Origin of the sequence: Lysinibacillus sp. NPDC056959 (genome assembly GCF_042674095.1) — a bacterium.
In the GTDB taxonomy this organism is placed as follows: domain Bacteria; phylum Bacillota; class Bacilli; order Bacillales_A; family Planococcaceae; genus Lysinibacillus; species Lysinibacillus zambalensis.
In genome coordinates this window covers 92557-118935 of sequence record NZ_JBHURE010000012.1, presented here as the reverse complement: position 1 = coordinate 118935, position 26379 = coordinate 92557, and the positions used below count along the sequence as shown (strand labels likewise).

Genomic DNA, 26379 nt, shown 5'->3' with positions numbered 1-26379 from the left:
GTTTTTTTCATAAGTTTCATACATTGAAATCTCACAAGTTATTTTTTAGTGGAACAGGAGAACAGGAACATAAGAGAGCGGGGGCATATTCTATATCGGTACCCTTGAAGTTTAAGCTATAAGAGCACAGTGCATAATAAATAATAACAAATGACAAATAACAAATAAAAAAAGATTATAGTTTTAAAGGAGGGAAGATAAGTGCAGTTGAAATACGATTTCGTAGACTTGCCTTTAAATGAAATTAGAGTAGGCGCTACAGGAAGAACACTTTTCGATTATTGTCTTAACCGCAGCCATATATTTGCCTTAGCAATGAATGAAGTCTTTGGATATGACATCATTGCAATTTGGTGCCCAATCATACAACACAACAGAGCTTTGCAAATGAAACTATTAAAGGTATATTTAGAAACATCTTATTTAGGCAAACCATATTTGTTCGATCCATCAGGCAATACCCAAACATCTGAATTACTTAAATATGAAGGGGTCATTACAGAGCTTATCACCCCCCAACAGTTTAGAAATCAAATGAAAGATTTGACTAAAATGTATTCAGAGGGAGATTTCGATGAGACTAATTTCGACAACTCATTGGCTCAAGAACTTGAAGAAATAAAACAATTCATACTAGAAAACCCGAGTCGATACGTCCCCATCTTTAGTTATATTGAGAATGCACTTACAGAAAGTGGTTGGAAGCAAGTAGAGAGAAGCTTATATCATCCGGATAAAAAAGAACCATTCCACCGAGCTGTTACCGGGTGTAGATTTTCTGCTACTCGTTCAGTTGGTCAATTCCAACATACAATCGTAATCGATGTATTAAAAGACGGGGGAGTTATATACCACATTGAGACCGATGATAATCACCGTATCTTCCAGACTGGTGTTTGCTCTATGGAACAATTCATCCTTGTTCTAAAGGAATGCGTCGATATTAAATATCCTATCAGATCACAAGTGATGATAGCTGCCTTAAAGATAACGGGCGAAGTAATCTATACTACTATTAATAACAACTACAAACCGCTTTATTTAGTTGATTTTCTCGGCGGTAAACACTGGCTAGAAAATGATGATTTAATGGCCATATCCACTAACTAATCTCTAGTAGATGAGAGCAACTTAAATACACTGACACTTTAACGTTTAGTACAAAGGTTCATTAATAAGGCGCATCCTGTTAAAGCATGATTCTTCGCATATTCCTGTTATTCGTAAGAAGTAGTGGGGATGGAAGGTGATCTTTTAGTTGGTAATACTTGTGGTAATGATTCGTTTGCCCAAGGTGAATTGGGCGGATCTTATGCAAATGTAAAACCAATTAGGCTCGAGCTAAATTTTTCGGGTTCACCAATGATTTTATCTATAGCTTCAATGAAAGTTAAGAAATTAGATAGGTTCAAATAGTATCTTATAGTAATACTTTGGGTCACTTCCAGCAGAGTGACCCTTTTTTTAATTTATCATCTCAGAATGCCCCTCCTTATTGAACATTTTTTTTAAAACGCGATATAAGAAATACGCTTCTCTTATTGACTAACTTACAACCTTTGTTGAATAGCAACAATCTTTTCGACAACAACCATTCGCTAAGTCCTCTAATCTTCCCCTTAAATCTTCAAATGTCGTAGCTCTAACATTTTTGTGTCCAGTCATACGTCTGCTCGTATCCATCTGTGGTTATGTAACCTCTAACATAGCTTACTTTATCAATGTCTTTAGAATTTGAAGCTATATAAAAATTCTTCAGCAGTATCACCGAAATATGAGATGACATTTTGATAAAGCCTATATTATGCAAACAAGTTGATTGGAGTGTAGGTTGAGCGACTCCTTGGGGATTAGCAATAGAGGAACAAAGGCTAAAAGTATCACCTCCTGTGATAACGCCTTCGTGACCAACATCCTGCTGTCGCTGCGCTTTCGCACATACAAAACCAAAACCCTCTGCTGCCGCTACGTTAGCACTACGCTTTCGCGCAAAAAACATCTGCTGCTGTCGCTACGTTAGCACTACGCTTTCGCGCAAAAAACATCTGTTGCCCCGACGCCTCCAGGAAGCTTTGCTCTGTGCGAAAGCGAAGCGGCAGCAACGAATGTTTTAACTGTGCGAAAGCGAAGCGGCAGCAACAAAGCGCCCGGCTGGAACGGAAATCAACCCCACGTTATTGTAATGTTCCCTTAAGTCTCTTTTTATCGAAAAATAACATAATATATATTATTTTTGTGTTTTCTAGCTTTTCACTACTAAACATAAAGTTAAAAGCATTCAATATATTATTTACAAATTGTCTAATGTTTGTTGAGAGGGATAATGATAAAATGAATTAAATTCAGAATATTCTATAAAATGTAGGGGGACTTATAAATGACAGTAACTAGTTTAAAGACAACTGAATCCTATATACGTGACCGAGAAGCAGTTATTGAGCTTACACAAAAGCTAGTACGTATAGAAAGCGTTTACCGAGAAGATGACCCAAATGGCAATGAACAAGAAGTCGCGAACTATGTCGCTCAATATTTACGTAATATAGGGATTGAAACACATGTTGAGGAGGTTGTGCCAGGTCGACCGAATGTCATTGGTATTATTGATTCGGGTAAGCCAGGAAAAACACTTCTCTTTGAAGGACACACAGATGTCGTAACTGAAGGGAATCGTGAGGCGTGGACGTACGATCCGTTCGGTGCAGAAATTATTGATGGTCGAATGTATGGCCGAGGCACAAATGATACAAAAGGAAATCTTGCGTGTATGATTACAGCTTGTCAGTCGTTGTTACTGGATCAGGAGGAATTTACAGGCAAGATTATTTTATGTATTCCATGTGATGAAGAAGGGTTAATGCTTGGTATTAAACATTTTATAAAAAATGGCTGGGCAGATAATGTAGATGGAGCAATTATTTGTGAGCCAGAGGAAAACAACGTTTGTATCGCACAGCGTGGGGCAATACGCTTGAAAGTGGATGTTTTCGGTAAAATGGCGCACGGTGCGATTTCTTGGAGTGGCATTAATCCGAACTGGCGCATGGCACGTTTTATCGTAGAGCTTGAAAAATTGGAAAAAGAAGAGCAGGCACGTTTAGGACGTGATCCGATGCTTAATTGGCCATCTATTACACCAACGATTTTACGCGCGCCTGTAAAAGGAGATGCGCAAATTAATGTCATTCCTGATCACTGTATGACGACACTTGATATTCGTACAGTTCCTGCACAGGATCACGATGAGCTTCTCGGTAAAATTGAGGGAATTATAAAACGCCTGCAAGCAGATGATCCGGATTTTAAAGTTGAGTTAACAGTGCTTGATAATCGCCCTGCAACAGCAACAGCGAAGGAGGAGCCTGTTGTACAAGCCATTTATGAAGCAGTCGCTGAGGTAACGGAAAAAGAGCCGAAATATAACGGTGTCCCAGGAGCTACAGATGGAACATTCCTACATGTGCATGGGGTACCAATCGTTACCGTTGGAGCGGGTGATCGTGATATGCCCCACCAAATTGACGAATATGTCGATATCGAAGAATTAGCAGAAACTACAGCCATTTACCGTTTAGCAGCATTAAAGTTTTTAGCAGGTGATGCACAATGACTCACACAAAAATCGCAGTTATTCCAGGAGATGGTATTGGGAAGGAAGTTATGGAGGAAGCATTAAAGGTACTAAATTCTCTTCAGGAACATGATTCTACATTACAAATAGATACAACTATTTTTCCTTGGAGCTCAGATTATTATCTCAATCACGGTCGAATGATGCCAAGTAACGCATTAGACAAATTAAAAGAGTTTGATGCGATATTATTCGGGGCTATTGGAGATGCTCGTGTTCCTGATGACGTGACAGTATGGGAATTAATTATGCCGATACGAAAAAGCTTTCAGCAATATGTTAATTTTCGTCCGATTAAATCACTACCTGGCATAGCCTCGCCACTTGCTAATGGAAGGGATATTGATTTTGTGATCTTCCGTGAAAATGCAGAGGGGGAATATTCCGATAGTGGTGGGCGAATTTATCATCGTCAACCACAGGAAATGACGATTCAAAATACGATTATGACACGTATCGGTATTGAAAAAATTGTCCAAGCCGCCTGTGATTATGCCTATAAAAATGGCAAAACAAAGATTACGAGCGCGACAAAATCGAATGCTATTATTCATTCAATGAAGTTTTGGGATGAGCATGCTAGAAGAATTGTTGCACGAAGCTCACCAGCACTAGAGTTAGAATCTATCTATATCGACGCTTTAGTAGCTTATTTCGTGGAACAACCGCAAGATTTTCAGGTTGTTGTGGCTTCCAATTTATTCGGAGATATTTTATCAGATTTAGGATCAGCCATCGTTGGTGGTCTTGGGCTGTCACCGTCAGCTAATTTAAATCCAGAAAAGGAATTCCCCTCTATGTTTGAGCCTGTACATGGGTCAGCACCAAATATTGCAGGAAAGGGCATAGCAAACCCAATTGCACAAATTTGGTCACTTGCTTTGTTACTTGGACATATCGGAAGACTTGATCTAGAGGTGCTAATAGTAAGTGCGATTGAGACGGTACTTCGAGAAGGGGCTGTGAAAACCGCAGATATTGGTGGACAGGCGACAACCGCACAAATGGGTGATGCGATTTGTCAGGAGATTATCAAAATGAATTTAGCGGCAAGGGGTGTATAGCATGGCAGTAGAGCAAAAGGTCATCATTGTAACAGGTGCTGGTGGTGGTATGGGAAAAGCCATTATTCAGGAACAACTTGCAAAGGGCAATATTGCTGTAGGGCTTGATTTATCAGTAGCTTCTTTAAACGATTTAGCGCACGATGCCTTGCGATGCTTTGAGGTCAATGTCTTGCAAGAGGAGCGTGTGAACGAAGTATTCAAGCAGATTTTTGATGAGTATGGACGGATTGATGGACTTGTCAACGCGCTTGGTATAGCGCAGGCAGCAAAACCGATTGAGCAAGTAACGATAGACGAGTGGAACCGGTTAATGGATGTCAATGTTAAAAGCTTATTTATTACAACAAAGGCAGTCGTTCCTTATATGAAGGAGCGGCTAAAGGGCTCAATTGTCACAATCGCTTCCATTTCTGCAGTACGACCACGCCCAGGTTTACAGTCTTATATTGCATCTAAAGGGGCGGCGGAGAGCTTTACACGTGGTTTGGCTATTGAGCTAGCTTCGTTCCAAATACGTGTGAATACGATTCACCCAGGGCCAGCCGATACGCAGATGCTTTCTCAATTTACGGCACAAGGAGCGGACGTCGAGCAAACTAAGCAGAGTGTCTTTGTTCAATCGGTCCCACTTGGGCGATTAGTGAATCCATCAGACATTGCCGGAGCAGTAAGTTATTTACTCTCTGATGCAGCGAATATGGTTACAGGAACGACATTGCATGTAGACGGTGGTCGTGGACTATAGGAGGGATACGCGTGAAGAAAATTCCGATGTTGATAAATGGTGAGTGGATACATGGTGATATGGAAGCATTATTGGATGTCATGAACCCCTCTACTGGTGAAGTCATTGCCCAAATTACGAATGCGAATAAAATCCATGTTGACGAGGCTGTACGCGCTGCGCGAGTAGCGTTTGAAAGTGAAGAGTGGCGGCAAATAAAGGCTTATGAACGTGGGCAGCTACTCATTGAACTTGCACGCTATATACGTCTGCATGCAGAGGAATGGAGTTTGTTAGAATGTCGTGATGTTGGAAAGCCATTAACTCAAGCAAGAGCGGATATTGAAGCGGCGGCGCGCTATTTTGAGTTTTATGGAGGAGCAGCCGATAAAGTTATGGGGGATACGATCCCCGTTGAAGACGGCATTTTAAATGCGGTAGTGTTAGAGCCTGTAGGAATTACCGTACATATCGTGCCTTGGAATTATCCTATTCAAATTACGGCAAGAAGTGTAGCAGCTGCAATTGCTACTGGCAATGCTGTAATTGTTAAAAGTGCGGAGGATACGCCATTAACTACACACGCTATAACGGAATGGTTTGCGGATAAAGTACCAAAAGGTATTTTTCAGCATATTACAGGTTTAGGTCGTGATGTTGGACCGTATTTAACTTCCCATCCTGATATCAATCATATTACGTTTACAGGCTCTGTTCCGACGGGCATTGAGGTGATGAAGTCAGCCGCTGAAAATGTTGTACCAGTAACATTAGAGCTTGGTGGAAAATCCCCAAATATTGTTTTTGCGGATGCCAACATGGAGCAAGCGCTTGAAGGAGTTGTACGCGCCATTATTCAAAATGCTGGACAAACATGCTCGGCTGGGGCCAGACTCCTAATTGAAGAGCGTGCTAAAGAAAAATTCATGGCACAATTAGTACAAAAATTCCAAGCATTAAAAGTTGGCCCTGGTGAAGCGGACGTTGATATGGGCCCGCTTCTAAATGAACGACAATATACGAAGATTTCAACACTGCTGCAAAAGGCGAAAGGGGATGGCTACGTAGTTACTGGTGGTGAAACTCTTACGATTAAAGGCTTTGAACAGGGCTATTATGTTGAGCCAACAATACTTGCTGGAGTAAAAGCTAACGATCCACTCGCGCAGGAGGAAATTTTCGGACCGGTGTTAACTGTATTTGCGTTTACGACGGTTGATGAAGCAATTACCTTAGCGAATAGTACAGATTACGGATTAGTTGCAGGCGTTTGGTCGAAGGATTTGGATACTGCACATTATGTTTCAAGTCGTGTAAATGCTGGACAAGTGTTTGTTAATAACTATGGAGCAGCAGGCGGAATTCAAATGCCGTTTGGCGGCTATAAAAAGAGTGGCATTGGACGAGAAAAAGGTTTTGTCGCGTTGAGAAATTATACGCAAATGAAAAATATCGCAATACGCTATGCACCACCTAATCAAATGTAATGAAATGTGAGATGGAGGGATGCATATGGATCAGCCAAAAGAAAATCAGGTGCTCCTAGAGGTAAAACATTTAAAAATAAAATTCCATTTAAAAAATGGTAAGCAGGCAAAAGTGGTCGATGATGTGAGCTTTACGATTCGTAAGGGAGAAACGGTTGCGCTTGTAGGTGAGTCTGGAAGCGGTAAAAGTATTACATCGTTATCAATTATGCGATTACTGCCTATTCCACCAGGAGAAATTACTGCTGGTACCATTAAACTGAATGGTAAAAATCTCTTAGACTTTAAAAATAAAGAGATGAGCACTATAAGAGGTAATGAAATTAGTATGGTTTTTCAAGAGCCGATGACATCATTAGATCCTGTCTTTACAGTCGGTAATCAAATGATGGAAGGCATTCGCAGACATCAAAGGATATCAAAAAAGGAGGCGCGGGAGAAATCTCTGCATCTTTTAAAAGAAGTGGGTATTGCCAATGCAGAAAAGGTGGTTGCTGAATATCCACACCAATTATCAGGTGGTATGCGCCAACGTGTCATGATTGCGATTGCAATGTCCAATAACCCTCAACTGTTAATTGCTGATGAGCCAACAACGGCACTTGATGTAACAGTACAGGCTCAAATTTTAAAGCTTATGATGAAGATGAAGGAAGAACATCAATCCGCTATATTATTTATTACACATGATATGAGCGTTGTAGCAGAAACGGCAGATCGCGTTCTAGTTATGTATGCAGGCCAAATTGTAGAAGAAGCGCCAGTGCGAGAGCTTTTTATGAATCCAAAGCATCCATATACAACGGCTCTTTTGAAAACAATGCCTAATCTAGAGTCAGATGTTAAACGATTGCCGTCAATCCCAGGAACTGTTCCACCGGCTTATGCGTTACCAGAAGGCTGCCGTTTTGCATCACGCTGTCCATTTGTAATGGCACAATGCCGTAACGTGCAACCTGAGGCAATCCATATTCAAGACGAGCATAAAGTACGCTGTCATTTATTTTCAGAGAAAGGGGCGCATGATCATGACGAAGAAAGAAGCCTTGCTTGAAATAAAACATTTAAAAGCGTACTTTCCTGTAAAACGTAAGTCGATGAGGGATGAGAAAAAGGTCATTAAAGCAGTCGATGATATTTCTCTAGAAATTTTCCGAGGTGAGACGCTTGGGATCGTTGGCGAATCCGGCTCAGGAAAATCGACGTTTGGCCGAACTATTTTAAAACTCGTTGAACCGACCGACGGAGAAATTTTATATAAAGGACAGCCTATTCAGCAGTTAAAGGGAAGTAAACTACAAACTTATCGCAATCAAATGCAAATGATTTTTCAGGATCCGTTTGCATCACTCAATCCTCGTATGCGAATAGGTGCCATTATCGAAGAGCCGATGAAGCTGCAATTAACATTAACGAAAGAGCAGCGCAAAGAACGTGTAAAGGAGCTTTTACACAAGGTAGGTTTACCAGAGGATGCTATGCAAAAGTTCTCACATGAATTTTCCGGGGGCCAAAGACAACGAATCGGTATTGCGCGGGCTCTTGCTATTCATCCAGAGTTCATTATTGCGGACGAGCCTGTATCTGCATTAGATGTTTCGGTGCAGTCACAGGTATTGAATTTAATGATGGATTTACAGGATGAATTTCATTTGACCTATTTATTTATTTCACATGATTTAAGTGTTGTAAAACATATTAGCGATCGAGTAGCTGTGTTGTATTTGGGGAGGGTAGTGGAAATTGGTACGAAGAAAGAATTATATGCAAATCCTCTGCACCCATATACGCAGGCATTGCTATCCGCCATTCCAGTGATCAATTTTGATGAGCCGAAACAAGAAATACCGTTACAGGGTGAATTGCCGAGCCCGATGAATCCTCCTGTAGGCTGTGTGTTTCATACACGTTGTCCCTATGTGATGGAAAGATGTCATCAGGAACGGCCAGAGCTTCAAGAAGAAAATAACCATCAACGGGTAGCGTGCTTTTTATATGATGAATAGACTGAAAAATCAGTCTTTATTAAGTGGGGTGTGTATGGTGTTTGGAAACATTACAGATGTGCCTGGAGTTAAAGTAGGGCATGCAGAAAATAGTGAAGGAATTACAGGCTGTACAGCGATTTTAGTGGAAAATGGTGCGGTGTGCGGTGTCGATGTAAGAGGCTCAGCGCCGGGCACTCGAGAGACAGATGCACTTGATCCTATTAACGAAATTGAGCATGTGCATGGGATTTGCCTGTCAGGGGGGAGCGCATTTGGATTGGATGCTGCGACAGGAGTCATGCAATTTCTAGAGGAGCGAGGTGTTGGCGTACAGGCAGGTGTTGCCACAATTCCAATTGTTCCTAGTGCGGTGCTGTTCGATTTATTTATCGGTGATCCAAAGACAAGACCTACTGCTCCAATGGGCTATGAAGCCGCTAAAAGTGCGGTTGTTGGTCCATTTGCAAATGGTAATACAGGGGCTGGTTATGGTGCGACTGTAGGAAAATTGGCGGGTCCTCAATTTTGTATGAAAGGGGGACTAGGTAGCGCCTCTATAGCTGGCAAAGAGGATGTTGTAGTGGGTGCCATTGTTGCTGTTAATGCCGTTGGAGATGTGAAAGATCCTATTACAAGAGAAACGCTAGCAGGAGCAAGGAATCCGAAAACAGGGGAATGGATGGATTGCTGTACGTATTTAGAGGAACATGTGCAATCGGAAGCATTGTCTGGTACGAATACGACAATCGGTGTCGTTGCAGTGAATGCCAAGCTGACAAAAGCAGAGGCCAAAAAAATAGCCCAGCTTACACAAAATGCTCTTGCACGGACAATTTATCCAGTACACACAATGCTGGATGGAGATACGATTTTCGTGCTTGGTACAGGGAATAAAAGATTTCCAGTGGACTATTTGGGTCATCTAGCTACAAGAGCTATGGAAGAAGCGATCATTACTGGCATTAAAGCTGCAGATAAATTAGCTGAAGTAGAAAGTTATAAAAGCATTCAAATAATGAGCACATAGAGAATAGGGGGAAATAACATGAGACTAAAGAACAATTGGTCGTTGCTGTTATTGACAATGATAGTCGTTTTATTAATGAGTGCCTGTTCAAGTGATGACAAAAAGGATGCAAGTACTAGTGGAAAGACAGTGGCGGATTTACCTCAAGAAATCGTAGTACGTATAAATGACGACCCAGATTTTTTAGATCCACATAAAGCGACAGCGTCTATTTCTTACCAAATGATTCTTAATATTTTTGAAGGACTAATGGCACCGCAAACAGATGGAACTTTAATAGAAGGGTTAGCCGAAAGCTATGCAATATCTGAAGATGGTTTAACATATACATTCAATATTCGTCCGGGTGTGAAATTTCATAATGGAGAGGATTTAACTGTTGAGGATATTCAGTATTCATTTGATCGTTTAATGGGGAAAAACGGTGGCGAAAAGATGTCAAACAGCTTTGATAATGTTGCGTCAACAGAAGCGCCAGATGCCAATACATTTGTGATCAAGCTAAAAGAGCCGAACTCTAACTTCTTATATTCATTAACGGCTCGACAATCAGCTATCTTACCAAAAAGCAATGATGGAAAGCATAATGAAAACCCGATAGGTACTGGACCATTTGCATATGTAAAATACTCTCCGGGCACAAATTTAGAACTGAAGAAAAATGAAAAATACTGGAAGGAAGGTTTACCTTATTTGAATAAAGTGACGTTTACCTTTCAATCGGATGATCAAGCAGCGATTATGAGTTTAATGGCCAATGAAGTCGATTTAACGAGTGTACCTTGGCAGCGCGTAAGTGAAGTAGGAGATAACTATAACTTATCTCATCAAAATAATAACTCATCATTAATCGTTACATTTAATGAAACGAAAGCACCTTTTGATAATGTAAAGGTCCGTCAAGCAATTAACTACGCGATTAGTAAGTCCGATATTATTGACTCAGTGTTTGCGGGCTATGCTGTACCACTTGGTTCTAACATGAGTCCAGCGATGGGGGACTATCAAAAGAAAGGCTTAGAAGATATGTATAAGCGTGATGTGGAAAAAGCCAAAGCATTATTAACAGAAGCGGGCTATCCTAAAGGCTTTAAAACGAAAATTACTGTATCTTCACATAATGACATTTATTCAAATATCGCGCAAATCGTTGCCGATAATTTAAAGGAGATTGGTATTGATGTAGAAATTGAAGTTGTCGAATGGGGAATTTGGCTAGACCGAGTTTACTTTGGTCGGGACTATCAAATGACAACAATCGATTTAACTGGTCGTGCTTCTGCTTATGAAATTATTAATGATTACATTTCAACAAATGATAGTGAAAACTTCTTCAAATTTAAAAATGAGGAATACGATAAAATTATGGCAGACGTTTTAAAGGAAAGAGATCAGGCGAAGCAAATTGACTACTATCATCGTGCACAGGAAATTTTAGCTGAGCAGGCAGCAGCGGTTTATATCGCAGATTATCAAATTGTTTGGGGCTCTAAGAAGCAAGTTACTGGATTAAAGAACTATCCGTTCTGGTTCCATGATATGTCTGAGGTTAAAATTTCCAACTAGAAAGGGATGAGTGCTTGATGATGTATATTATACGTCGTTTCATCCTGTTAATAACAACTATCCTTCTAGTGTCGATCATTACATTCGGTGTTTTTCAAATTTTACCTGGAGATCCGGTTCGGACAATGTTAGGTACTGAAGCGGATCCCACACAAATTGAAAATTTGCGATCAGAGCTTGGCTTGAATCGCCCCCTTTATGAACAATATACAGATTGGATGAAGGGATTATTAACAGGGGAACTAGGAAATTCTATTCGTTTTTCAATGCCGGTAAAAGACTTACTGTTTGACAGACTACCTGTAACGATGTCATTAGCTGGGCTCGCCCTCGTAATTGTGTTACTCGTTTCATTACCGTTGGGGATGTTTGCGGCGAGAAGACAAAATAAGTTCAGTGATATGTCGTTGTCAACAGTGACACAAGTTGGTATGGCCATTCCTTCTTTCTGGCTTGGAATGATTCTCATTTTATATATTGGACTACAGTTCAGCTTCTTTAAAATAAGTGGTTATATTCCGTGGACGCAAAGTGTAGCAGGAGCGTTAAGTACACTTATTCTCCCTGCGTTAACAATTGCGATTCCACAAATTGCGGTCAATTTTCGCTATGTTCGTACGTCAATTTTAGAGCAAGTTCAGCTCGATTATGTGCGTACGATTCGTAGTAAAGGGATGTCTGAGCAAAATGTTATGTATAAGCATGTCTTAAAAAATTCGATGATTCCAATATTAACGGTATTTGGATTAATTATGGCTGAAGTTGTTGCTGGGACGATTATTGTGGAGCAAGTATTTTCACTGCCAGGCGTTGGTCAACTTCTTATCACAGCTATTAGTAATCGTGATTTTCCATTAGTACAAGGAATCGTTATGTATATTACGGTTGCGGTGGTCATGATTAATTTTATGGTCGATATTTTATATTCAGTGTTAGATCCTAGAATCCGATTACGATGAGCGAGGTGGATACGATGAAACATATACAAAGATACATGAAAAATATTAATTTAATCATTGGTCTACTAGTCATTGTCGGTTTTCTAATCATCATGATAATCAGCTTTTTTTATACACCTCATGATGTGAATTCGATGAATATACCTCAAAAATTACGTAGCCCAAGTAGTGATTATCTATTTGGAACGGATGAATTTGGTCGTGATATTTTTAGCCGTATTATGAAAGGAACACAAACGGCCTTTGCAGTCGGACTAATGACAGTATTTATTGGAATAATTTTTGGTATTTTAATTGGTGGTGTAGCGGGGTATGTAGGTGGCTGGATCGATGAAATTTTTATGCGCATGATGGATGCATTAATGGCCTTTCCAGGAATTATACTAGCTTTAATGCTCGTGGCAGTATTTGGGCCGGGGATTGTTAATACGGCTATTGCATTAGGCATTATTGCCATACCGGCCATTGCCAGAATTACACGTAGTGGTTTCGTTCAACATCGTGACACTGAATATGTTTTAGCAGCAAAGTTAATCGGTGTAAAACCTTATAGCATTATGTTTCGTCATATATTACCTAATATTTCATCGCAAATTATCGTCGCTGCCACTGTGACCTTTGCGACTGCGATGCTTGCGGAGGCGGCACTTAGTTATTTAGGGCTTGGTGTGCAGCCACCAAACCCTAGTTGGGGACGAATGTTAAAAGATTCACAAGCCTATTTAGTTGGAGCCCCTTGGTACACTTATGCGCCAGGTGGAGCTATTACAGTACTTGTATTAGGTTTGTATATGCTTAGCAATGCGTTACGCGATTTTATGGATCCGCGTTCAAAAGCGTAAAATATCAGGTGCTGTTTTTTTCAATAAATCATAGGCCTTCATCGCTATTGACGACGAGGGGGTGTAAAAAAATAAAATAATTTTTAGTCGTTCAAACGTTTATAGAGTGTTTGACGGACAATTAATAATTGTAGTGTTTGATATTTTCCGTATTGTCTTCCGCGAAATTAAGAAAGCATTTTGCATTATGCAAGGTGCTTTTTTCTTATATCATCCGAACCCTCTTACTCCGCTTAGTCGTCAGTATGTACCCAAAAGAAAAAGACTGTCAAATTTGACAATCTAATCAAGTGCTTTGTGAGCTGTTTTCTTTGCTTTTGTAGCTAAGGCAAGGCGGATAAACTGAACAATTAAGGTAACCTGAAATAGCTATGAAAGTAATATAAATTTTACTTAACAATTCTTTTTCTACCTTTTGCTAATTTGTTACTGCTCTAAAAACTCAGTAGCTTTTTTATATTTTTCAAGTCGCTCTAAATCCTTATCGGTTATGCTTAGAAGCCGGGAGCGGTCTGAATTATGTTTTAAGTCCGCTAGTTTTACTATTCTAGCAATAGGGGAGGCTTTAACTTGCCTCAGGTAATCAAAATAAGGTGTATTTCTATCTTTGGTTAAGACTTGCACCGCTTCAATCACATTATCAGGTATTCCAGCGTTCTTAAAGTCATTTGCTGTTATCTTTGTATCTTCAAGAACATCATGCAAATAAGCAGTAGCTTTTTCTTCCGCTGATTTCACAAAGCTGGCGACTGTTTCAGGGTGTTTAATGTAATCAACGCCTGCTTTATCAACTTGTCCAGCATGAGCCTTTCTAGCTATCTCATGGGCTATCTCAACATAATCAGGCAACATATAGTAGACCTCGCTTAAATCCTATAATAACTTTCATTTTATCATACTATTCGCTCGCTAACTAATGCTTAGAGTGCCAAAAGGATGTAATTCAAGGGCTGTTAACGTTATACTAAAATAGGTATTCTTCGCAAAGGAAGGCGGTTCCAAATGCTCAAAAAGCACGAGGAATCACCTTTAATAATTTCGTTTATGCCCTTTTTTTACGTATTCCCAATCAGTTTCAATGTTTTGACGAATACGAATTAAAAAGTCTTGAACACTGTCCATTTCTTCATGAGAAAAACCATCTAATGCTCTAGCATTCGAATAGTCTCCTTCACGCTTTAAAAATGGATAAATCTTTAAACTTTTTTCTGTTGGGAAAAGCTGTTTGTTTTTCTTGTTACCAACTTCACTACGCTTTTCTACAAAACCTTTAGTCTCCAACTTTTGAATAGCTCGAGAGGCAGTTGTGCGATCTACCTTCAATAGTTCAGCAACCTTTTCTTGAATAATACCAGGGTTTTCACAGATGCGAGTGACATACAAATACTGTCCCTTTGTTAAATCAAGTTCTTTAAACTCAATATTACTAATGGAATCAAGTGCCCGAGCAATCGCACCAATATCTCGTAAAATTTCCTTCATTGATTGCCTCCGAAAAATATTGTATTTGCAATAAAAAATACTCTATACTATATATTATCATCCATGAAGGGAAATTTCACTTCATATCTACAGGTGGTTTTCTTTTCCAAGCAGGGGAGAGTACACTCCTAAAACAGAAAAAATGAGGAGGAATATAAAATTGAACACAAAAAAAATTACAGATGAAAAAGACTTACAAACAGCGTTTTCCATTCGTCAAAAAGTTTTTATTGAGGAGCAAAAGGTGCCAGAGGAAGAAGAATATGATGAATTCGACACGCTAGATGCAGCATGTGATCATATCCTTGTATATTATAACGATCAACCTGTTGGTACTGGTAGACTGCGAGTTGTTGATGGCTATGGCAAATTAGAGCGTATATGTATATTAATAGAATTCCGCAAATTTGGTTTAGGTAAAGTAATTATCCAACGTTTAGAGGAAATAGCAGTAGAAAAAGGTTTAACAAAATCAAAATTAAACGCGCAATCTTATGCAGAAGGCTTTTATGAAAAATTAGGCTATAAACGTGAAGGTGAAGAATTTATGGATTGTGGCATCCCGCATATTTTAATGAAAAAACAATTTAATTAGGCGTAGGATACTCAATATATTAAAAATAGCAAACTAAGTTTTATGTTAGTTTGCTATTTTATTTTAGTGCAATAACTCTTTTATTTTTCCCATAATGGCATAATTTCTTCTTTAGTCGGCACATTTTCAAATATCCAATCTGATTCATTATTGAAGGCGTTCACTAATTTCTTAATGGCCATTTCATGTGTAACAAGGCTCATACAATTCATAATATCGACTATCTCATTTAAGGGCAGAGGGAAGCGAATTATATATCGCTTTAAGCCCAAGTAAAGCTCGCTCAGGGCAATATTTATGTAGGAGTACTTTAGCGAAGTGTTCTAAACTATTCCGCAATAAATGAATACACCAAATCTCATTTCCGCGTTGAGCATTCCAATAATATTGATACAAATACCAGATAGTATCATCTACAGCATCTTGAAATTCGAGTGGAGTTAATGCCATAGTTGTACTTTCCAGTTTAGCTGTAAGAATTTCATTCGGATCATATAATATTTTAACTTCTTTCAACAGGTGTCCAAACACCCGCTGAAAGAAGTTAAAGCCTCCGGCGGATGTCACGGAATCGGAAAGGAGTGCTTTGGGGGTGTTAGCCTAAAACCATCGCATCCATGCGATAACGGCTAACTGACCTGCATCGTGCAGGCCTAAGCACAAAGCCGATTCCGGACGCAATTATGCCGAGGCATAATTGATTTGCATCTTTATTACTTATTTCAGAGGGAGCTACGGTAAATAAATCGACATGAATCAAATCTTCATATACGACTAGTAGCTGAGGGGCAATAATATAAATGTCATCAGTAAATAATGTATCCTTATAAGTTTCGATATGCTTCTTGCGATTGGGGACATATCGATATCTGAAAATTTATCATGCTCCTCTCTAGCCATGGATTCTCTTAAAAAATACAGCTTCAATATATTGATCACTTTTTAAACTTTCAAGTAAAACCTCAACAACATGATCCAAATTCAAGTGTATCCTCTCCTTCTATTAAAACAGGCTACCCAATAATATTTTGAGTAGCCTTATTTTGTTAGACTTCTTTTACAACGGTGTCTGAGAAGTGATCGTGAGGTAGAAGTTGTCCGTTTTGTTGTTCGAACGCTGTTGGATTTTTCAAGTAGTCGAAAAGGCTGATTGAGTCACGGTATGCCATTCGTTTCAGAATTTGAGCAGAAGTGAGCTTAGTCCCACTTTTATTCTCAAGTGCTATCCCCATTTTTTTATAGCCAACGGTTTGCCCATTTTTACGTAATTGTGCAAATTCAAGTGACCACATAACGGCTGTTGGTGTGACAATGGCATGAATAGCCTCGTTTTTTACTTTTTTCCGCAGGACATATTCCACTCCAGCTGTGACAGCGGTTGAAATTGCCAAATCAATTAGAAATGCTTTTGTTCGTTTTTTAGTAATAGATTTCATCGGAGTACCTCCTCATAAGTTTCAATTGAATATATTGTCTTTAAATGGCAACTCTTGCTTAGTAAGGTAAGAGGGCATGGCCCCATGTTTTTCTGTCGAAGCTCCCGCATAGCTATTCGCGAATGTAAGGAGGGAGGTAGCATGCTGCTGACAAAAGTCGACTAGATTGTTCGCTGTAATCTGCTTGCTAAGGAAAATGGCTAACAATGCACCAATAAAGGCATCACCCGCTCCGGTTGTATCAATCGCATGAACCTTGTCAACTGGTACTTTAACGTGAAGGTTTTTCGTATAAAGACTTGCACCTTCTGCTCCACGAGTAATGATAAGTACTTGTACTTTCCCTTGAAATAATGAATGGACGGCTGTTCCTTCATCCTCAATCGCTGTTAAAAATAAAAGCTCCTCCTCAGACAATTTAACGATATGGGCCTTTGGTAAAAATTCTAAAATGGTTTGACGACATGCCTTCACATCATTCCACAGTGGCAAGCGAACATTTGGATCAAAAGAAACAAGACTCCCTGCCTGTTGAGCCTGTTCTATCAGGGCCACATGTGCATGTTTCATTGGGCTTTCCACTAAATTAACTGAACAAAAATGAAGAATATCTTTATCTGTTAAAAGATTAGGTGGCAGTTGCTCTTTGTTGTAAAGTAAATCAGCTGCGTAGCGGCGATAAAATAAGAAATCACGGGCTCCATCACCAGTCAATGAAACAAAGGCTAGACTTGTTTCACCCTCAACAGTTTGAACAATATAGTTCGTATCGACATCGGCTTTCTTTAATGTTTCTACTAGAAAATCTCCAAAAGCATCCTGACCTACCTGTGTAATGAGGGCCGCTTGTTGCTCAAGCCTTGCACAAACAGCTGCAACATTGGCAGGGGCCCCACCAGCATTTTTAGTAAATTGCTCAACTGCAGCAAGGGAGGCATTTTGTTCAGTAGGTGTAAAATCAATTAATAATTCACCAATTGCATAAAGTTTACTCATGGAAAAACCTCCTTTATTTCAATTTCGTCCTAGATAAGTGGTGCTGTCGCACAGAAAAATTGCCATAAGGAGTGGCTATCCGCCGTTATGCGCATTGTATCCGTCGTTCAGCACCGTCATTCCGTCACTAAGCGCATTGTATCCGTCGTTCAGCACCGTCATTCCGTCACTAAGCGCATTGTATCCGTCGTTCAGCACCGATTCCGTCATTAAGCGCTTTGAATCCGTCGTTAAGCCAGTTGGTTCCGTCGCCTTCATTTGAATCCGTCGCTCAGCAAGACACTTCCATCACCTTGCCCTCACATACTTAGACTGAATTCCTTATTTCAGCATTGTTTAGATATCCGAACCAAACCGCATTCACCTTTAAAGGTGGGGGGATTCCGTAGCAGACGCTTCGCTTTTGCTACGAGGCATTCGCTTTTTCTTTGGTACGTAAATAGTGTAGAAAATACCGCCGAAAATTAATACAATACCAGCTGTTTGCATAAAGCTCGGCATAAAATCAAGCAACAGCATATCAAGCAATATTGCCACAACAGGGTCAACAAATACTAATACTGAAACTAGTATGGTAGAGAGGCTACGAATACTATCAAAAAATAAATAGTAAACAAATCCTGTATGAATAAAACCTGTTCCTAAAATATATAGCCAGTTTGTAGTCGTTAAATCTCCAAATAACGAAAAATTAACAAATGGCAATAGTATGATAATTCCGACCGTTGTTTGGATATATGTTAATGCGTAGGAGCTAAGCTTTGTGATCGTTTTACTTGTTAGCATCGTAAATGCGTAAAATAATGCAGACAGTAATGCCCATATAAAGCCTGATTTCATAAATTCAGAGAGGGACATAAAATTATTTAAACCAATAATAAACATACTGCCGATAAAACAAGTTAGTGTTGCTAGTAACGCTTGAATAGTCATTTTTTCTTTTAAAAACAATGCGCCAAAAATTAATACGAATATTGGTGCTAAATTATAAATAGAAATGGCAATGGAAATCGACATTTCTTCAAAGGCTTTAAATAAAAATACCCAGTTTAAGACAATAAAGACACCACATAGAAGTGTACGTAAAATTTCTTTTTTATCCCATTTTTCCGTCTTATGACCACCAGTGATAAGCCACATTCCGCCAAGGAAGAGGGTAGCGCAAATACATCTAATAAATACTAGCTCGATTGCAGGTACACCCGTATGAACGGTGAAAAATCCAATAGAGCCAAAAAGGGCCATTGAAACAGTTAGTTTGATAATCGCTGAAATGTTCATATAAAACCTTCTTTCTATTAAAATTTTTGACGCTTGTGAAAATATTAACGTTTATTTCGCTCCATTATTAAAGTTCTTCACTCATGTAGAGGGTAGAACTACTCGGTTAGGAGTAGAATCCGCCATGTCCCTCTATAAATCTTTCAATCCTAAAGCTTCATAAAATAAGCAAAGAAAGCCGACAGTGTACGTACGTCAACTGTCGACTTTTCATTGTTCTACAATTATTCTCGGATTTGGCCGTTACCGTGAATGAAATACTTTGTAGATGTTAACGCAGGTAAACCCATTGGTCCTCGAGCATGTAATTTTTGCGTACTAATGCCGATTTCTGCACCGTAGCCAAATTCAAAGCCATCTGTGAAGCGAGTGGATGCATTGTGATAAACAGCAGCAGCATCCACGCTATGTAAGAAAGTATCTGCTGCTAACTGATTCTCTGTCATGATGGCTTCAGAGTGGTTCGTGCCATATTTATTAATGTGCTCAATTGCTTCATAAACGTTTTCCACAATTTTAACGCTAATCTTTAAATCTAAATATTCAGTTGCATAGTCTTCTACAGTTGCTAGTTGCGCGAAATCAAGAGCTTGGCAAACAGTATCATCGCCGATAATTGTCACACCAGCTTGATGTATAGCACTTAGTAGCTGTTTGCCGTGCTCATGAAACCATTCAGGATGAATAAGTAAGCTTTCTGCGGCATTGCAAACAGAAGGGCGCTGTGTTTTTGCATTGATGCAAATCTTTTCTGTTTTTAAGTAATCGGCCGTTTGGTCTACATAAATATGACAGTTGCCAGCACCTGTTTCTAGTACTGGTACAGTGGCTTCATTTACTACTAAGTCAATAAGTGCCTTTCCGCCACGAGGAATTAAAACATCTAAGTATTCTTTTAAATGGAATAATTCTTTGACAGTTTCACGATTTGTATCCTCGATTAATTGCACAGCGTCCGCAGGGATAGACGTTTTGCTAAGTGCACGATGAATACTTGCCACTAGCGCTACATTCGAAAATTTAGCAGAAGAGCTACCACGTAAAATGACTGCATTGCCTGTTTTTAATGATAATGTTGCCGCATCTACTGTTACATTAGGGCGTGCCTCGTAAATCATCCCGATAACGCCAATTGGTACTAAACGCTTTTCAATTAGTAATCCATTTTCTTTTTCTATTCGTTCTAAGAGACTACCAACTGGATCATTTAATTCAACTAACAAGTGAATAGCACTTGACATTGCCTCTACTCGTTCTTTGTTTAGCATAATGCGATCGAGGGTAGAAGCGGGCATTCCTTGTTTTTCGCCATTTGCTAAATCCTTTGCATTTTCAGCAATGATCGTATCTTGGTCGATTAGTAATTGCTCAGCAATTTTTGTGAGAGCCTCATTTTTCTCGCAAGTTGTTTTAATATTTAAAATATAGCTTGCGGCCTTAGCCAGCTTTCCTTTTTGTTGAACTTCACTCGTCATGTGAATTCCTCCTTAATTTGTTTAAATTTTTAGCCATTTATCTCGATGAATGACCTCAATGGGATAGTTCGCTAACTCATCTGTACGTTTTCCCATCGCATGTGCTAACTCTAGGGAAGAATATAAGACCTCACCACGGCCAAGTAGTCCCTTGTCACTATAGACTTCGACAACGTCGCCATTTGCGAAGTCGCCTTCGACACGATTTACACCAGCAGGCAACAAACTTTTCCCATTTGCCAATAATGCATGTTCTGCACCGCTATCTATAAAAATTTTACCAGATACTTCCGTTAGTGCAATCCACTGTTTATTATTCGTTAAAACAGCAAGTGCGTCATGCTCAACATACGTACCATCACCACGTCCTTCTACTATATCGACAAGCTTATTAGCACCGTGACCAGTTCCAATAAACACCTTGACACCTGCATTTAAGGCTGCTCGAGCTGCCAGTAATTTGGATTCCATACCACCTGTACCGACCTTTGACCCTGAACCATCTGCAAAGCCAAGCATCTCATCAGATACCTCTGTTAAACGATCAATACGTTGTGCATCAGGATTTTTAGATGGATTGGCATTATACAAGCCATTGATATCAGTTAAGATAATGAGCTGATCGGCATGTATAAGACCACTTACAAGTGCTGATAACATGTCGTTATCTCCAAAGGTTAATTCGCTGACAGATACCGAATCGTTTTCGTTAATGATAGGTAAAATGGAGCGTTCTAATAATTCCTCAAATGTGGCACAGGCATTTTTATAACGCTCTTTTTTTGAAAAATCAGTGCGAGTAAGTAAAATTTGAGCAGGCACAATATCATAAATGCTAAATAAAGCATTGTAGGTTTGAATTAGTAAACTTTGCCCAACTGCTGCTGCAGCCTGTTTACCTTTTAATGTGACGGGACGAGAAGGGTAGCCTAGCTGTTTAAAGCCCGCTGCTACTGCGCCTGATGAAACAAGCAATACTTCATGACCGTATTTTTTTAATTCAGCGATCGCTTGGACATGGTCCATTAAACGTATTTTATCAATTTCACCTTTTGCATTTGTTAAGGAGCTACTCCCAATTTTGACGACAATTCTTTTTCTTTCCATAGCAATACCTCCAATTCGCCATTACACTTGTACTATGATTTAAACTTTAGCAGCCACAAAGATTTCGCTAAATTTAAAAATAAAAAAACCTTTTCATCCTAAAAAATTAGGACGAAAAGGTTTACTTTCCGTGGTACCACCTAGATTGAACATCATTGACATTCCACTTTGCTCATAACGCTTGAGACTGCGCCTAGTTTGCTAGGACGATTTACGAAGTAGGTTCTTTAGTCTTTCTTGTACAATGCCTTACAGCCGGTGGGCATCGCTCTCTGATCAAGCAGTTTCTAGGTACTAATCTTCGCTCGCTTATATTGTATAATTCAATATCTTTTTTGAATGGACCTTCATCAATTCTTTTGTTTGGAGTCCGATTTCTATAAAGAATGCACTACTTTAGCATGTCTGTCAAGCTGATTAGGAATGTTAATAGAAAGTTTTGAAAAAAAGTAGGTATTACTGAACAATCGAGAGTAACGTGTAGGAGCAACATAACCTTGTTTACTTAAACCACCAGATTGCGATTAATAGTGGGAGCATCGCTAAAACAATCACGAAAGAACTCCATACTATTTGTTTTCCTGAAGACATATTTTTCGGTTTAATACTCATTTGTTCATATAGTTCGTTGATGGAACGTTGTTCTTTCGCATAAAGCATAGTTTGAAATTCATCGTAATCTTGAATATAACTTGAGGGAGGGCGAGGGCTAAAGCGTAAACTTCGAATATCGTCTGTAATCTCTTTTTCACCCATCCAATAAGTAATAACTGGCGCTAACCCTGAAGTTTGCGTAGCCTGTACCCTGATATCATGTGTTTTCATTTTATAATAGACATTTCCTTGCTCGTCTTCATATTGCTTTACAATATCGCTTACTGCCATCAACAAACACCTCTTTCTCCCAAATAATCCGACTTTTAAGTTATGATAATATTTATTATAATGGATTAAGGTAGAAAAGTATTGCTGAAACGAGCAGAATTGGTTAGAGGTTTTTTGTAAAAATTTAGAAAAAATATATATGTATATAGTATAATGTTAAGAAATACATTTTATGGTTATTATTTTTAAAAAGTAATTGTTCTACTAAAAGTAGAGTTAGTCGGAATAGAAATTAATCTCACTTATGATGAATATTTTTGTAAAAAGTAATAGAAAGAAGGGATAGTATTGGCATTTTCAACCTTAATGGCATTTTTAGGAGCGTCAATTATTTTAACTGTAATGCCAGGGCCAGATAATTTATTTGTTCTTGCACAAAGTATTGCGCAGGATAAAAAGGCTGGTATAGCAACATCACTTGGCTTATGTACAGGTTTGCTCGTTCATATAGGTGCGGCGGTTCTCGGTATCTCGGCTATTATTTATCAATCAACAGTTATTTTCTCTATTGTTAAATTTGCAGGAGCGGCGTATTTATTGTATTTAGCATGGCAGTCGTTTCGTGCGAAAGGTGATCCATTCACAATGGAACAGCAAAATGTACAAGCCTATGTGACGTTATATCGAAAAGGTATTTTAATGAATATTTTAAATCCAAAAGTTTCTTTATTTTTCTTAGCACTATTGCCACAGTTTGTAAATCCTTCTAATGGCCATGTAGGTTTACAGATGCTAGTTTTGGGTATTGTATTTTTAGTACAAGCGCTTATTCTATTTTCATTATTTAGTATTTTTGCCGGTAAAGTAAGAAAAGTAATTATTGGGAAGCCTGCAATTGCTAAACGATTAAATATGATTCAAGGTGTACTTTTCACTTTTATTGGAATACAAATAGCGCTAAGTAAACAGTAAATTGGGGGATTTTCATGGCAATTTTACATATAACGTTTAGCTTATCTACGCAAGGTTCAATTAAACATGCAATAAGACAACATCATTTACTACGAGAGGAGTCAGTGCTTAGTGTCAATGAGATTTTCTCGATTGGTCCGCTAAGTAGCTCAGAAGTACGCAAAAGCTGGTTACGAGCCAATATTTTTAGGGACAGTGAAGAACGTGAATTGAACGAGGATCTTCATAAAGAATGGAAGAAAAAAATTGCGGGTTTACCGTGCGATGTTGATGTCTGGGTATGGTACAGCCAAAGCACTCATGAAGAGATTGGGTTACGTTATGTCATGAGAGAGTTGATCAATAAATGTAGTATGGTATATGGGATTGATGCCACGGATGGCTTGAAACGTGTACAACCAAACATGACGATTCGTCAAACAGGTGAGCTTTCGCCAGACTTGCTTATGAAGCTACGTTCTGAGGCAAAGCGTTTTTCAATTGATGAGTGTCAGCAACTTGCTAATGAATGGGAAGAGCTAATACAAAACCCTAGTACATTGCGAGTTTGGCAAGATGGAATTGTCCATGTAGCGGAAGATGCATTGGATCCTATCATTATAGAATGCGCCGAAAGAGCTCATGCAGAACTAAATGAGGAATGGCTTAAACCGATGCGTATCATCGGTGAAGCAATTGGTTCAATTGATGAGTATTTAGGTGAAGAGTTTGTGGAAAAACGACTAATGACACTTGCAAAGCAGGGACTTTTTGAGGTTGATGGAGATACAACAGATATGTATTCGTATCAAGTAAAATATGTAGGGGAAAAATAATAAAACTGCTTCCAGTAACCACCTTTCATTCGGAGAAGGTGGTTTTTTTTAGTTCAAGAAAATTGGCTTAGTGTGAAAAGTCATGTAAAGGATTAACTTTTCCGCAATTGAATATAAAGAAAAGCGAGTAACAATTGTTACTCACTTTAATGCTTTAGACCATTTTATATGAATAAAAGATTACTTCTTTTCGTAAAAATCGAATACAAATTGCTGAAATTGTCGTGCTGATGGTGAAAGGTATCGATTTTCAATCCAAGCCATACCTATGGTCCGTTCACAAACCATATCCTCAACACGAATTTTCACCAATTTATTTGGATTCAAGTCTTCATCAACAGGTAGCAACGACACGCCAAGCCCAGCACTTACAAAACCAGCAACTGTAGATACCTCATCACCTTCAAACGTAATTTTCGGTTTGATACCTGCAGCATTTAATAATTTATCCGCTGTGCGGCGTAATGCGTAACCCTTTTTCAACAGAACAAAATTTTCATGTTCAAGTTCCTTCATTTTGATGCTTTTACGGTTGGCGAGTGGATGGTCAATCGGCACCATAATAAAAAGCTCGTCTCGCCATAGCTCTTTCCAACAAACAGGTGGCTCCGTGTCAATCGCTGCGAGTAAGCAAAGATCTAACTCTCCCGCAAGTAATTGCTTCAACTGGGAGTGTGAGTAATTTTGTGTAAAGTGAAAGCGTATATGCGGATGCTTCTGACGGAAGGAACGGATCAAGTCAGGTACAATGCTAGTCCCTAGAGTATGTAAAAATCCGAGTGATACATCTCCTAGCTCTGGGTTATTCAGCTCCTGTAATTCAATCACTGCTTTTTCGTACTCTTTACGCATGCGTTGGACCCGATACAAAAAAAGCTCGCCATATCGGTTGAGCATAATCGAGCGTCCTTGACGGTCGAATAAGGGTACTCCTAATTCCTCTTCAAGCTTTGAAATAGAGCGACTTAATGCTGGCTGAGAAATCGCTAATGCTTCAGCTGCACGAGTCATATGCTCAAGTTTAGCTACCGTTACGAAATACTCCAATTGCTGCCACTCCATTTTTTCACCTCTATTCTCGTTATTTTTGAGTTAACTGCATTATAACGGTAAAAGACTAGGAAGTATAGGCGCCAAAAAAATTTAAAAAGGATGGAGCACTTAAAAAGAGAAATGAAAAATGAAAGTAGCTGAAAGTGTGATAGTACAGCCGTTAACCTCACATCATTAATGCACGAAACACATTAATATGATAAAAACTATAAATTGTACATTATGAATAAAGGGTGTTAAGATAGACACATAAATTACACAATTACAAATTTCCGTGAAGGGGATATTATAAAATGAATTTATCTAAGCCACAACCTCTAACAATTGAGGGAGGCAAAAAAGCCGTACTATTACTGCATGGATTCACAGGTAGCACAAAAGATGTGAAAAAGCTAGGAGAATTTTTATCAAAACGTGGTTATACGGTTCATGCACCGATTTATAGTGGGCATGGTGTAGAACCAGAAGCATTACTTGAAACAAAACCAGAAGACTGGTGGAATGATGTTGTGGAAGGTTATAACTTCCTAAAGAGTAATGGCTATGAAGAAATCGCGGTAGTAGGAATTTCGCTTGGCGGCGTATTTTCGTTAAAAGTAGCAGAGACATTCCCTGTGAAAGCATGTGTTGCCATGTGTGCACCAATCACACGCGATAACTCAAAAGGATTATTTACACGTTTATATCATTACGCTCGTTTATATAAACATTTTGAAAATAAATCAAAAGATCAAATCATTTCAGAATTACATGAATTACGAATTACACCTAAGGATTCATTAGATGGTGTGACACGTTTAACGACAGAAACACGCGATGATTTATCTACAATCAAAGCACCTACATTAGTATTACAAGGTTCATTAGATGATGAACTTTATCAAGAAAGTGCACCATTTATTTTAAATACCGTGGAAACAGACGATAAAGAGATTATTTGGTATGAAAATTCTGGTCATATTATTACATTAGATAAAGAGCGCGAAAAAGTGTATGAGGACGTATATAAGTTTTTAGATCATATAGAGTGGTCTGTAGCAAACTAAGGGGC

At 39.0% G+C, this 26379-nt stretch carries 27 protein-coding genes; 16 read left to right on the top strand and 11 right to left on the bottom strand.

What is annotated here, in order from left to right; genetic code table 11:
• The first annotated feature begins 201 nt into the window (after positions 1-201).
• The 12 genes from ACFTQ7_RS14995 to ACFTQ7_RS14940 all read left to right on the top strand — a co-directional run bounded on the left by ACFTQ7_RS14995 (position 202) and on the right by ACFTQ7_RS14940 (position 13291).
• Positions 202-1110, top strand: a complete 909-nt coding sequence (locus ACFTQ7_RS14995) for a hypothetical protein (RefSeq protein WP_386829726.1) — start codon at positions 202-204, stop codon at positions 1108-1110.
• A 129-nt stretch (positions 1111-1239) separates the two neighbouring features.
• Complete coding sequence (locus ACFTQ7_RS14990) at positions 1240-1416, top strand: hypothetical protein (protein ID WP_386829725.1); 177 nt, start codon at positions 1240-1242, stop codon at positions 1414-1416.
• A 961-nt stretch (positions 1417-2377) separates the two neighbouring features.
• A complete protein-coding gene (locus ACFTQ7_RS14985; RefSeq protein WP_386829723.1) occupies positions 2378-3610 on the top strand; it encodes a M20 family metallopeptidase in 1233 nt (410 codons plus the stop codon).
• Positions 3607-4695 (top strand): tartrate dehydrogenase, encoded by a 1089-nt coding sequence (locus tag ACFTQ7_RS14980; RefSeq protein WP_386829721.1) that lies wholly within the window; start codon positions 3607-3609, stop codon positions 4693-4695. The genes ACFTQ7_RS14985 and ACFTQ7_RS14980 overlap by 4 nt, the downstream gene beginning before the upstream one ends.
• Before the next feature lies 1 nt (position 4696).
• Complete coding sequence (locus ACFTQ7_RS14975; protein WP_386829720.1) at positions 4697-5443, top strand: SDR family NAD(P)-dependent oxidoreductase; 747 nt, start codon at positions 4697-4699, stop codon at positions 5441-5443.
• Between the two features lie 11 nt (positions 5444-5454).
• Positions 5455-6909, top strand: a complete 1455-nt coding sequence (locus tag ACFTQ7_RS14970; protein WP_386829718.1) for an aldehyde dehydrogenase family protein — start codon at positions 5455-5457, stop codon at positions 6907-6909.
• A 25-nt stretch (positions 6910-6934) separates the two neighbouring features.
• Entirely contained in the window at positions 6935-7963 is a 1029-nt protein-coding gene (locus ACFTQ7_RS14965) for an ABC transporter ATP-binding protein (protein ID WP_386829716.1), read from the top strand.
• Positions 7938-8915: an ABC transporter ATP-binding protein gene (locus ACFTQ7_RS14960; protein ID WP_386829715.1), complete on the top strand. Its 978-nt coding sequence runs from the start codon at positions 7938-7940 to the stop codon at positions 8913-8915. The genes ACFTQ7_RS14965 and ACFTQ7_RS14960 overlap by 26 nt, the downstream gene beginning before the upstream one ends.
• Before the next feature lie 37 nt (positions 8916-8952).
• Positions 8953-9924 carry a P1 family peptidase gene (locus ACFTQ7_RS14955; protein ID WP_386829740.1) on the top strand — a complete coding sequence of 324 codons (972 nt, stop codon included), beginning with the start codon at positions 8953-8955 and terminating at the stop codon, positions 9922-9924.
• Positions 9925-9942: 18 nt separating this feature from the next.
• Complete coding sequence (locus tag ACFTQ7_RS14950) at positions 9943-11490, top strand: ABC transporter substrate-binding protein (RefSeq protein ID WP_386829713.1); 1548 nt, start codon at positions 9943-9945, stop codon at positions 11488-11490.
• A 17-nt stretch (positions 11491-11507) separates the two neighbouring features.
• Positions 11508-12449: an ABC transporter permease gene (locus tag ACFTQ7_RS14945; protein WP_349658770.1), complete on the top strand. Its 942-nt coding sequence runs from the start codon at positions 11508-11510 to the stop codon at positions 12447-12449.
• A gap of 14 nt (positions 12450-12463) precedes the next feature.
• Entirely contained in the window at positions 12464-13291 is an 828-nt protein-coding gene (locus ACFTQ7_RS14940) for an ABC transporter permease (RefSeq protein WP_386829711.1), read from the top strand.
• A gap of 426 nt (positions 13292-13717) precedes the next feature.
• Here the strand turns inward: ACFTQ7_RS14940 and ACFTQ7_RS14935 are convergent, their stop codons facing one another.
• A complete protein-coding gene (locus ACFTQ7_RS14935) occupies positions 13718-14143 on the bottom strand; it encodes a GTP pyrophosphokinase (RefSeq protein WP_386829710.1) in 426 nt (141 codons plus the stop codon).
• A 177-nt stretch (positions 14144-14320) separates the two neighbouring features.
• On the bottom strand, positions 14321-14773 hold the full coding sequence (locus ACFTQ7_RS14930; protein ID WP_386829709.1) for a MarR family winged helix-turn-helix transcriptional regulator: 453 nt from the start codon (positions 14771-14773) through the stop codon (positions 14321-14323).
• Positions 14774-14933: 160 nt separating this feature from the next.
• Here ACFTQ7_RS14930 and ACFTQ7_RS14925 point away from each other — a divergent pair, with 160 nt between their 5' ends.
• Positions 14934-15368, top strand: coding sequence for a GNAT family N-acetyltransferase (locus ACFTQ7_RS14925; protein ID WP_386829708.1), 435 nt, complete (start codon positions 14934-14936; stop codon positions 15366-15368).
• Positions 15369-15448: 80 nt separating this feature from the next.
• Here ACFTQ7_RS14925 and ACFTQ7_RS14920 read toward each other — a convergent pair whose 3' ends face one another.
• The 8 genes from ACFTQ7_RS14920 to ACFTQ7_RS14885 all read right to left on the bottom strand — a co-directional run bounded on the left by ACFTQ7_RS14920 (position 15449) and on the right by ACFTQ7_RS14885 (position 22548).
• Complete coding sequence (locus ACFTQ7_RS14920) at positions 15449-15580, bottom strand: hypothetical protein (RefSeq protein WP_386829706.1); 132 nt, start codon at positions 15578-15580, stop codon at positions 15449-15451.
• A gap of 13 nt (positions 15581-15593) precedes the next feature.
• Positions 15594-15884: a hypothetical protein gene (locus ACFTQ7_RS14915; protein WP_386829705.1), complete on the bottom strand. Its 291-nt coding sequence runs from the start codon at positions 15882-15884 to the stop codon at positions 15594-15596.
• 530 nt (positions 15885-16414) lie between these two features.
• The gene (locus tag ACFTQ7_RS14910; RefSeq protein ID WP_386829703.1) at positions 16415-16804 is read right to left on the bottom strand and encodes an RDD family protein; all 390 of its coding nucleotides are present in this window, start codon (positions 16802-16804) and stop codon (positions 16415-16417) included.
• Positions 16805-16825: 21 nt separating this feature from the next.
• Positions 16826-17800, bottom strand: a complete 975-nt coding sequence (locus ACFTQ7_RS14905; RefSeq protein WP_386829701.1) for a carbohydrate kinase family protein — start codon at positions 17798-17800, stop codon at positions 16826-16828.
• 366 nt (positions 17801-18166) lie between these two features.
• Positions 18167-19081, bottom strand: coding sequence for a DMT family transporter (locus tag ACFTQ7_RS14900; protein WP_386829699.1), 915 nt, complete (start codon positions 19079-19081; stop codon positions 18167-18169).
• A 224-nt stretch (positions 19082-19305) separates the two neighbouring features.
• Positions 19306-20556, bottom strand: coding sequence for a glutamate-5-semialdehyde dehydrogenase (locus ACFTQ7_RS14895; protein ID WP_386829697.1), 1251 nt, complete (start codon positions 20554-20556; stop codon positions 19306-19308).
• Between the two features lie 21 nt (positions 20557-20577).
• Positions 20578-21663: a glutamate 5-kinase gene (proB, locus tag ACFTQ7_RS14890; RefSeq protein ID WP_386829695.1), complete on the bottom strand. Its 1086-nt coding sequence runs from the start codon at positions 21661-21663 to the stop codon at positions 20578-20580.
• A gap of 501 nt (positions 21664-22164) precedes the next feature.
• The gene (locus ACFTQ7_RS14885; protein WP_079560106.1) at positions 22165-22548 is read right to left on the bottom strand and encodes a sodium:proton antiporter; all 384 of its coding nucleotides are present in this window, start codon (positions 22546-22548) and stop codon (positions 22165-22167) included.
• Positions 22549-22836: 288 nt separating this feature from the next.
• Here ACFTQ7_RS14885 and ACFTQ7_RS14880 point away from each other — a divergent pair, with 288 nt between their 5' ends.
• Both ACFTQ7_RS14880 and ACFTQ7_RS14875 read left to right on the top strand, forming a co-directional pair.
• The gene (locus tag ACFTQ7_RS14880; protein WP_386829693.1) at positions 22837-23460 is read left to right on the top strand and encodes a LysE family translocator; all 624 of its coding nucleotides are present in this window, start codon (positions 22837-22839) and stop codon (positions 23458-23460) included.
• Positions 23461-23474: 14 nt separating this feature from the next.
• Positions 23475-24275, top strand: a complete 801-nt coding sequence (locus ACFTQ7_RS14875) for a DUF1835 domain-containing protein (RefSeq protein WP_386829691.1) — start codon at positions 23475-23477, stop codon at positions 24273-24275.
• 180 nt (positions 24276-24455) lie between these two features.
• Here the strand turns inward: ACFTQ7_RS14875 and ACFTQ7_RS14870 are convergent, their stop codons facing one another.
• Positions 24456-25337 (bottom strand): LysR family transcriptional regulator, encoded by an 882-nt coding sequence (locus ACFTQ7_RS14870; RefSeq protein ID WP_386829689.1) that lies wholly within the window; start codon positions 25335-25337, stop codon positions 24456-24458.
• A gap of 284 nt (positions 25338-25621) precedes the next feature.
• Here ACFTQ7_RS14870 and ACFTQ7_RS14865 point away from each other — a divergent pair, with 284 nt between their 5' ends.
• Positions 25622-26374 (top strand): alpha/beta hydrolase, encoded by a 753-nt coding sequence (locus ACFTQ7_RS14865; RefSeq protein WP_349658755.1) that lies wholly within the window; start codon positions 25622-25624, stop codon positions 26372-26374.
• The last annotated feature ends 5 nt before the right edge of the window (positions 26375-26379 follow it).

Excerpts from the sequence above, each read along its gene's own strand:
- ACFTQ7_RS14870 (WP_386829689.1), bottom strand. The coding sequence starts at position 25,337 with ATGGAGTGGCAGCAATTGGAGTATTTCGTAACGGTAGCTAAACTTGAG.
- ACFTQ7_RS14865 (WP_349658755.1), top strand. The coding sequence starts at position 25,622 with ATGAATTTATCTAAGCCACAACCTCTAACAATTGAGGGAGGCAAAAAA.
- proB (WP_386829695.1), bottom strand. The coding sequence starts at position 21,663 with ATGGAAAGAAAAAGAATTGTCGTCAAAATTGGGAGTAGCTCCTTAACA.
- ACFTQ7_RS14930 (WP_386829709.1), bottom strand. The coding sequence starts at position 14,773 with ATGAAGGAAATTTTACGAGATATTGGTGCGATTGCTCGGGCACTTGAT.
- ACFTQ7_RS14990 (WP_386829725.1), top strand. The coding sequence starts at position 1,240 with ATGGAAGGTGATCTTTTAGTTGGTAATACTTGTGGTAATGATTCGTTT.
- ACFTQ7_RS14975 (WP_386829720.1), top strand. The coding sequence starts at position 4,697 with ATGGCAGTAGAGCAAAAGGTCATCATTGTAACAGGTGCTGGTGGTGGT.
- ACFTQ7_RS14935 (WP_386829710.1), bottom strand. The coding sequence starts at position 14,143 with ATGTTGCCTGATTATGTTGAGATAGCCCATGAGATAGCTAGAAAGGCT.
- ACFTQ7_RS14960 (WP_386829715.1), top strand. The coding sequence starts at position 7,938 with ATGACGAAGAAAGAAGCCTTGCTTGAAATAAAACATTTAAAAGCGTAC.
- ACFTQ7_RS14985 (WP_386829723.1), top strand. The coding sequence starts at position 2,378 with ATGACAGTAACTAGTTTAAAGACAACTGAATCCTATATACGTGACCGA.
- ACFTQ7_RS14950 (WP_386829713.1), top strand. The coding sequence starts at position 9,943 with ATGAGACTAAAGAACAATTGGTCGTTGCTGTTATTGACAATGATAGTC.
- ACFTQ7_RS14940 (WP_386829711.1), top strand. The coding sequence starts at position 12,464 with ATGAAACATATACAAAGATACATGAAAAATATTAATTTAATCATTGGT.
- ACFTQ7_RS14905 (WP_386829701.1), bottom strand. The coding sequence starts at position 17,800 with ATGAGTAAACTTTATGCAATTGGTGAATTATTAATTGATTTTACACCT.
- ACFTQ7_RS14895 (WP_386829697.1), bottom strand. The coding sequence starts at position 20,556 with ATGACGAGTGAAGTTCAACAAAAAGGAAAGCTGGCTAAGGCCGCAAGC.
- ACFTQ7_RS14875 (WP_386829691.1), top strand. The coding sequence starts at position 23,475 with ATGGCAATTTTACATATAACGTTTAGCTTATCTACGCAAGGTTCAATT.
- ACFTQ7_RS14920 (WP_386829706.1), bottom strand. The coding sequence starts at position 15,580 with ATGAATTGTATGAGCCTTGTTACACATGAAATGGCCATTAAGAAATTA.
- ACFTQ7_RS14945 (WP_349658770.1), top strand. The coding sequence starts at position 11,508 with ATGATGTATATTATACGTCGTTTCATCCTGTTAATAACAACTATCCTT.
- ACFTQ7_RS14965 (WP_386829716.1), top strand. The coding sequence starts at position 6,935 with ATGGATCAGCCAAAAGAAAATCAGGTGCTCCTAGAGGTAAAACATTTA.
- ACFTQ7_RS14885 (WP_079560106.1), bottom strand. The coding sequence starts at position 22,548 with ATGGCAGTAAGCGATATTGTAAAGCAATATGAAGACGAGCAAGGAAAT.
- ACFTQ7_RS14910 (WP_386829703.1), bottom strand. The coding sequence starts at position 16,804 with ATGAAATCTATTACTAAAAAACGAACAAAAGCATTTCTAATTGATTTG.
- ACFTQ7_RS14980 (WP_386829721.1), top strand. The coding sequence starts at position 3,607 with ATGACTCACACAAAAATCGCAGTTATTCCAGGAGATGGTATTGGGAAG.
- ACFTQ7_RS14900 (WP_386829699.1), bottom strand. The coding sequence starts at position 19,081 with ATGAACATTTCAGCGATTATCAAACTAACTGTTTCAATGGCCCTTTTT.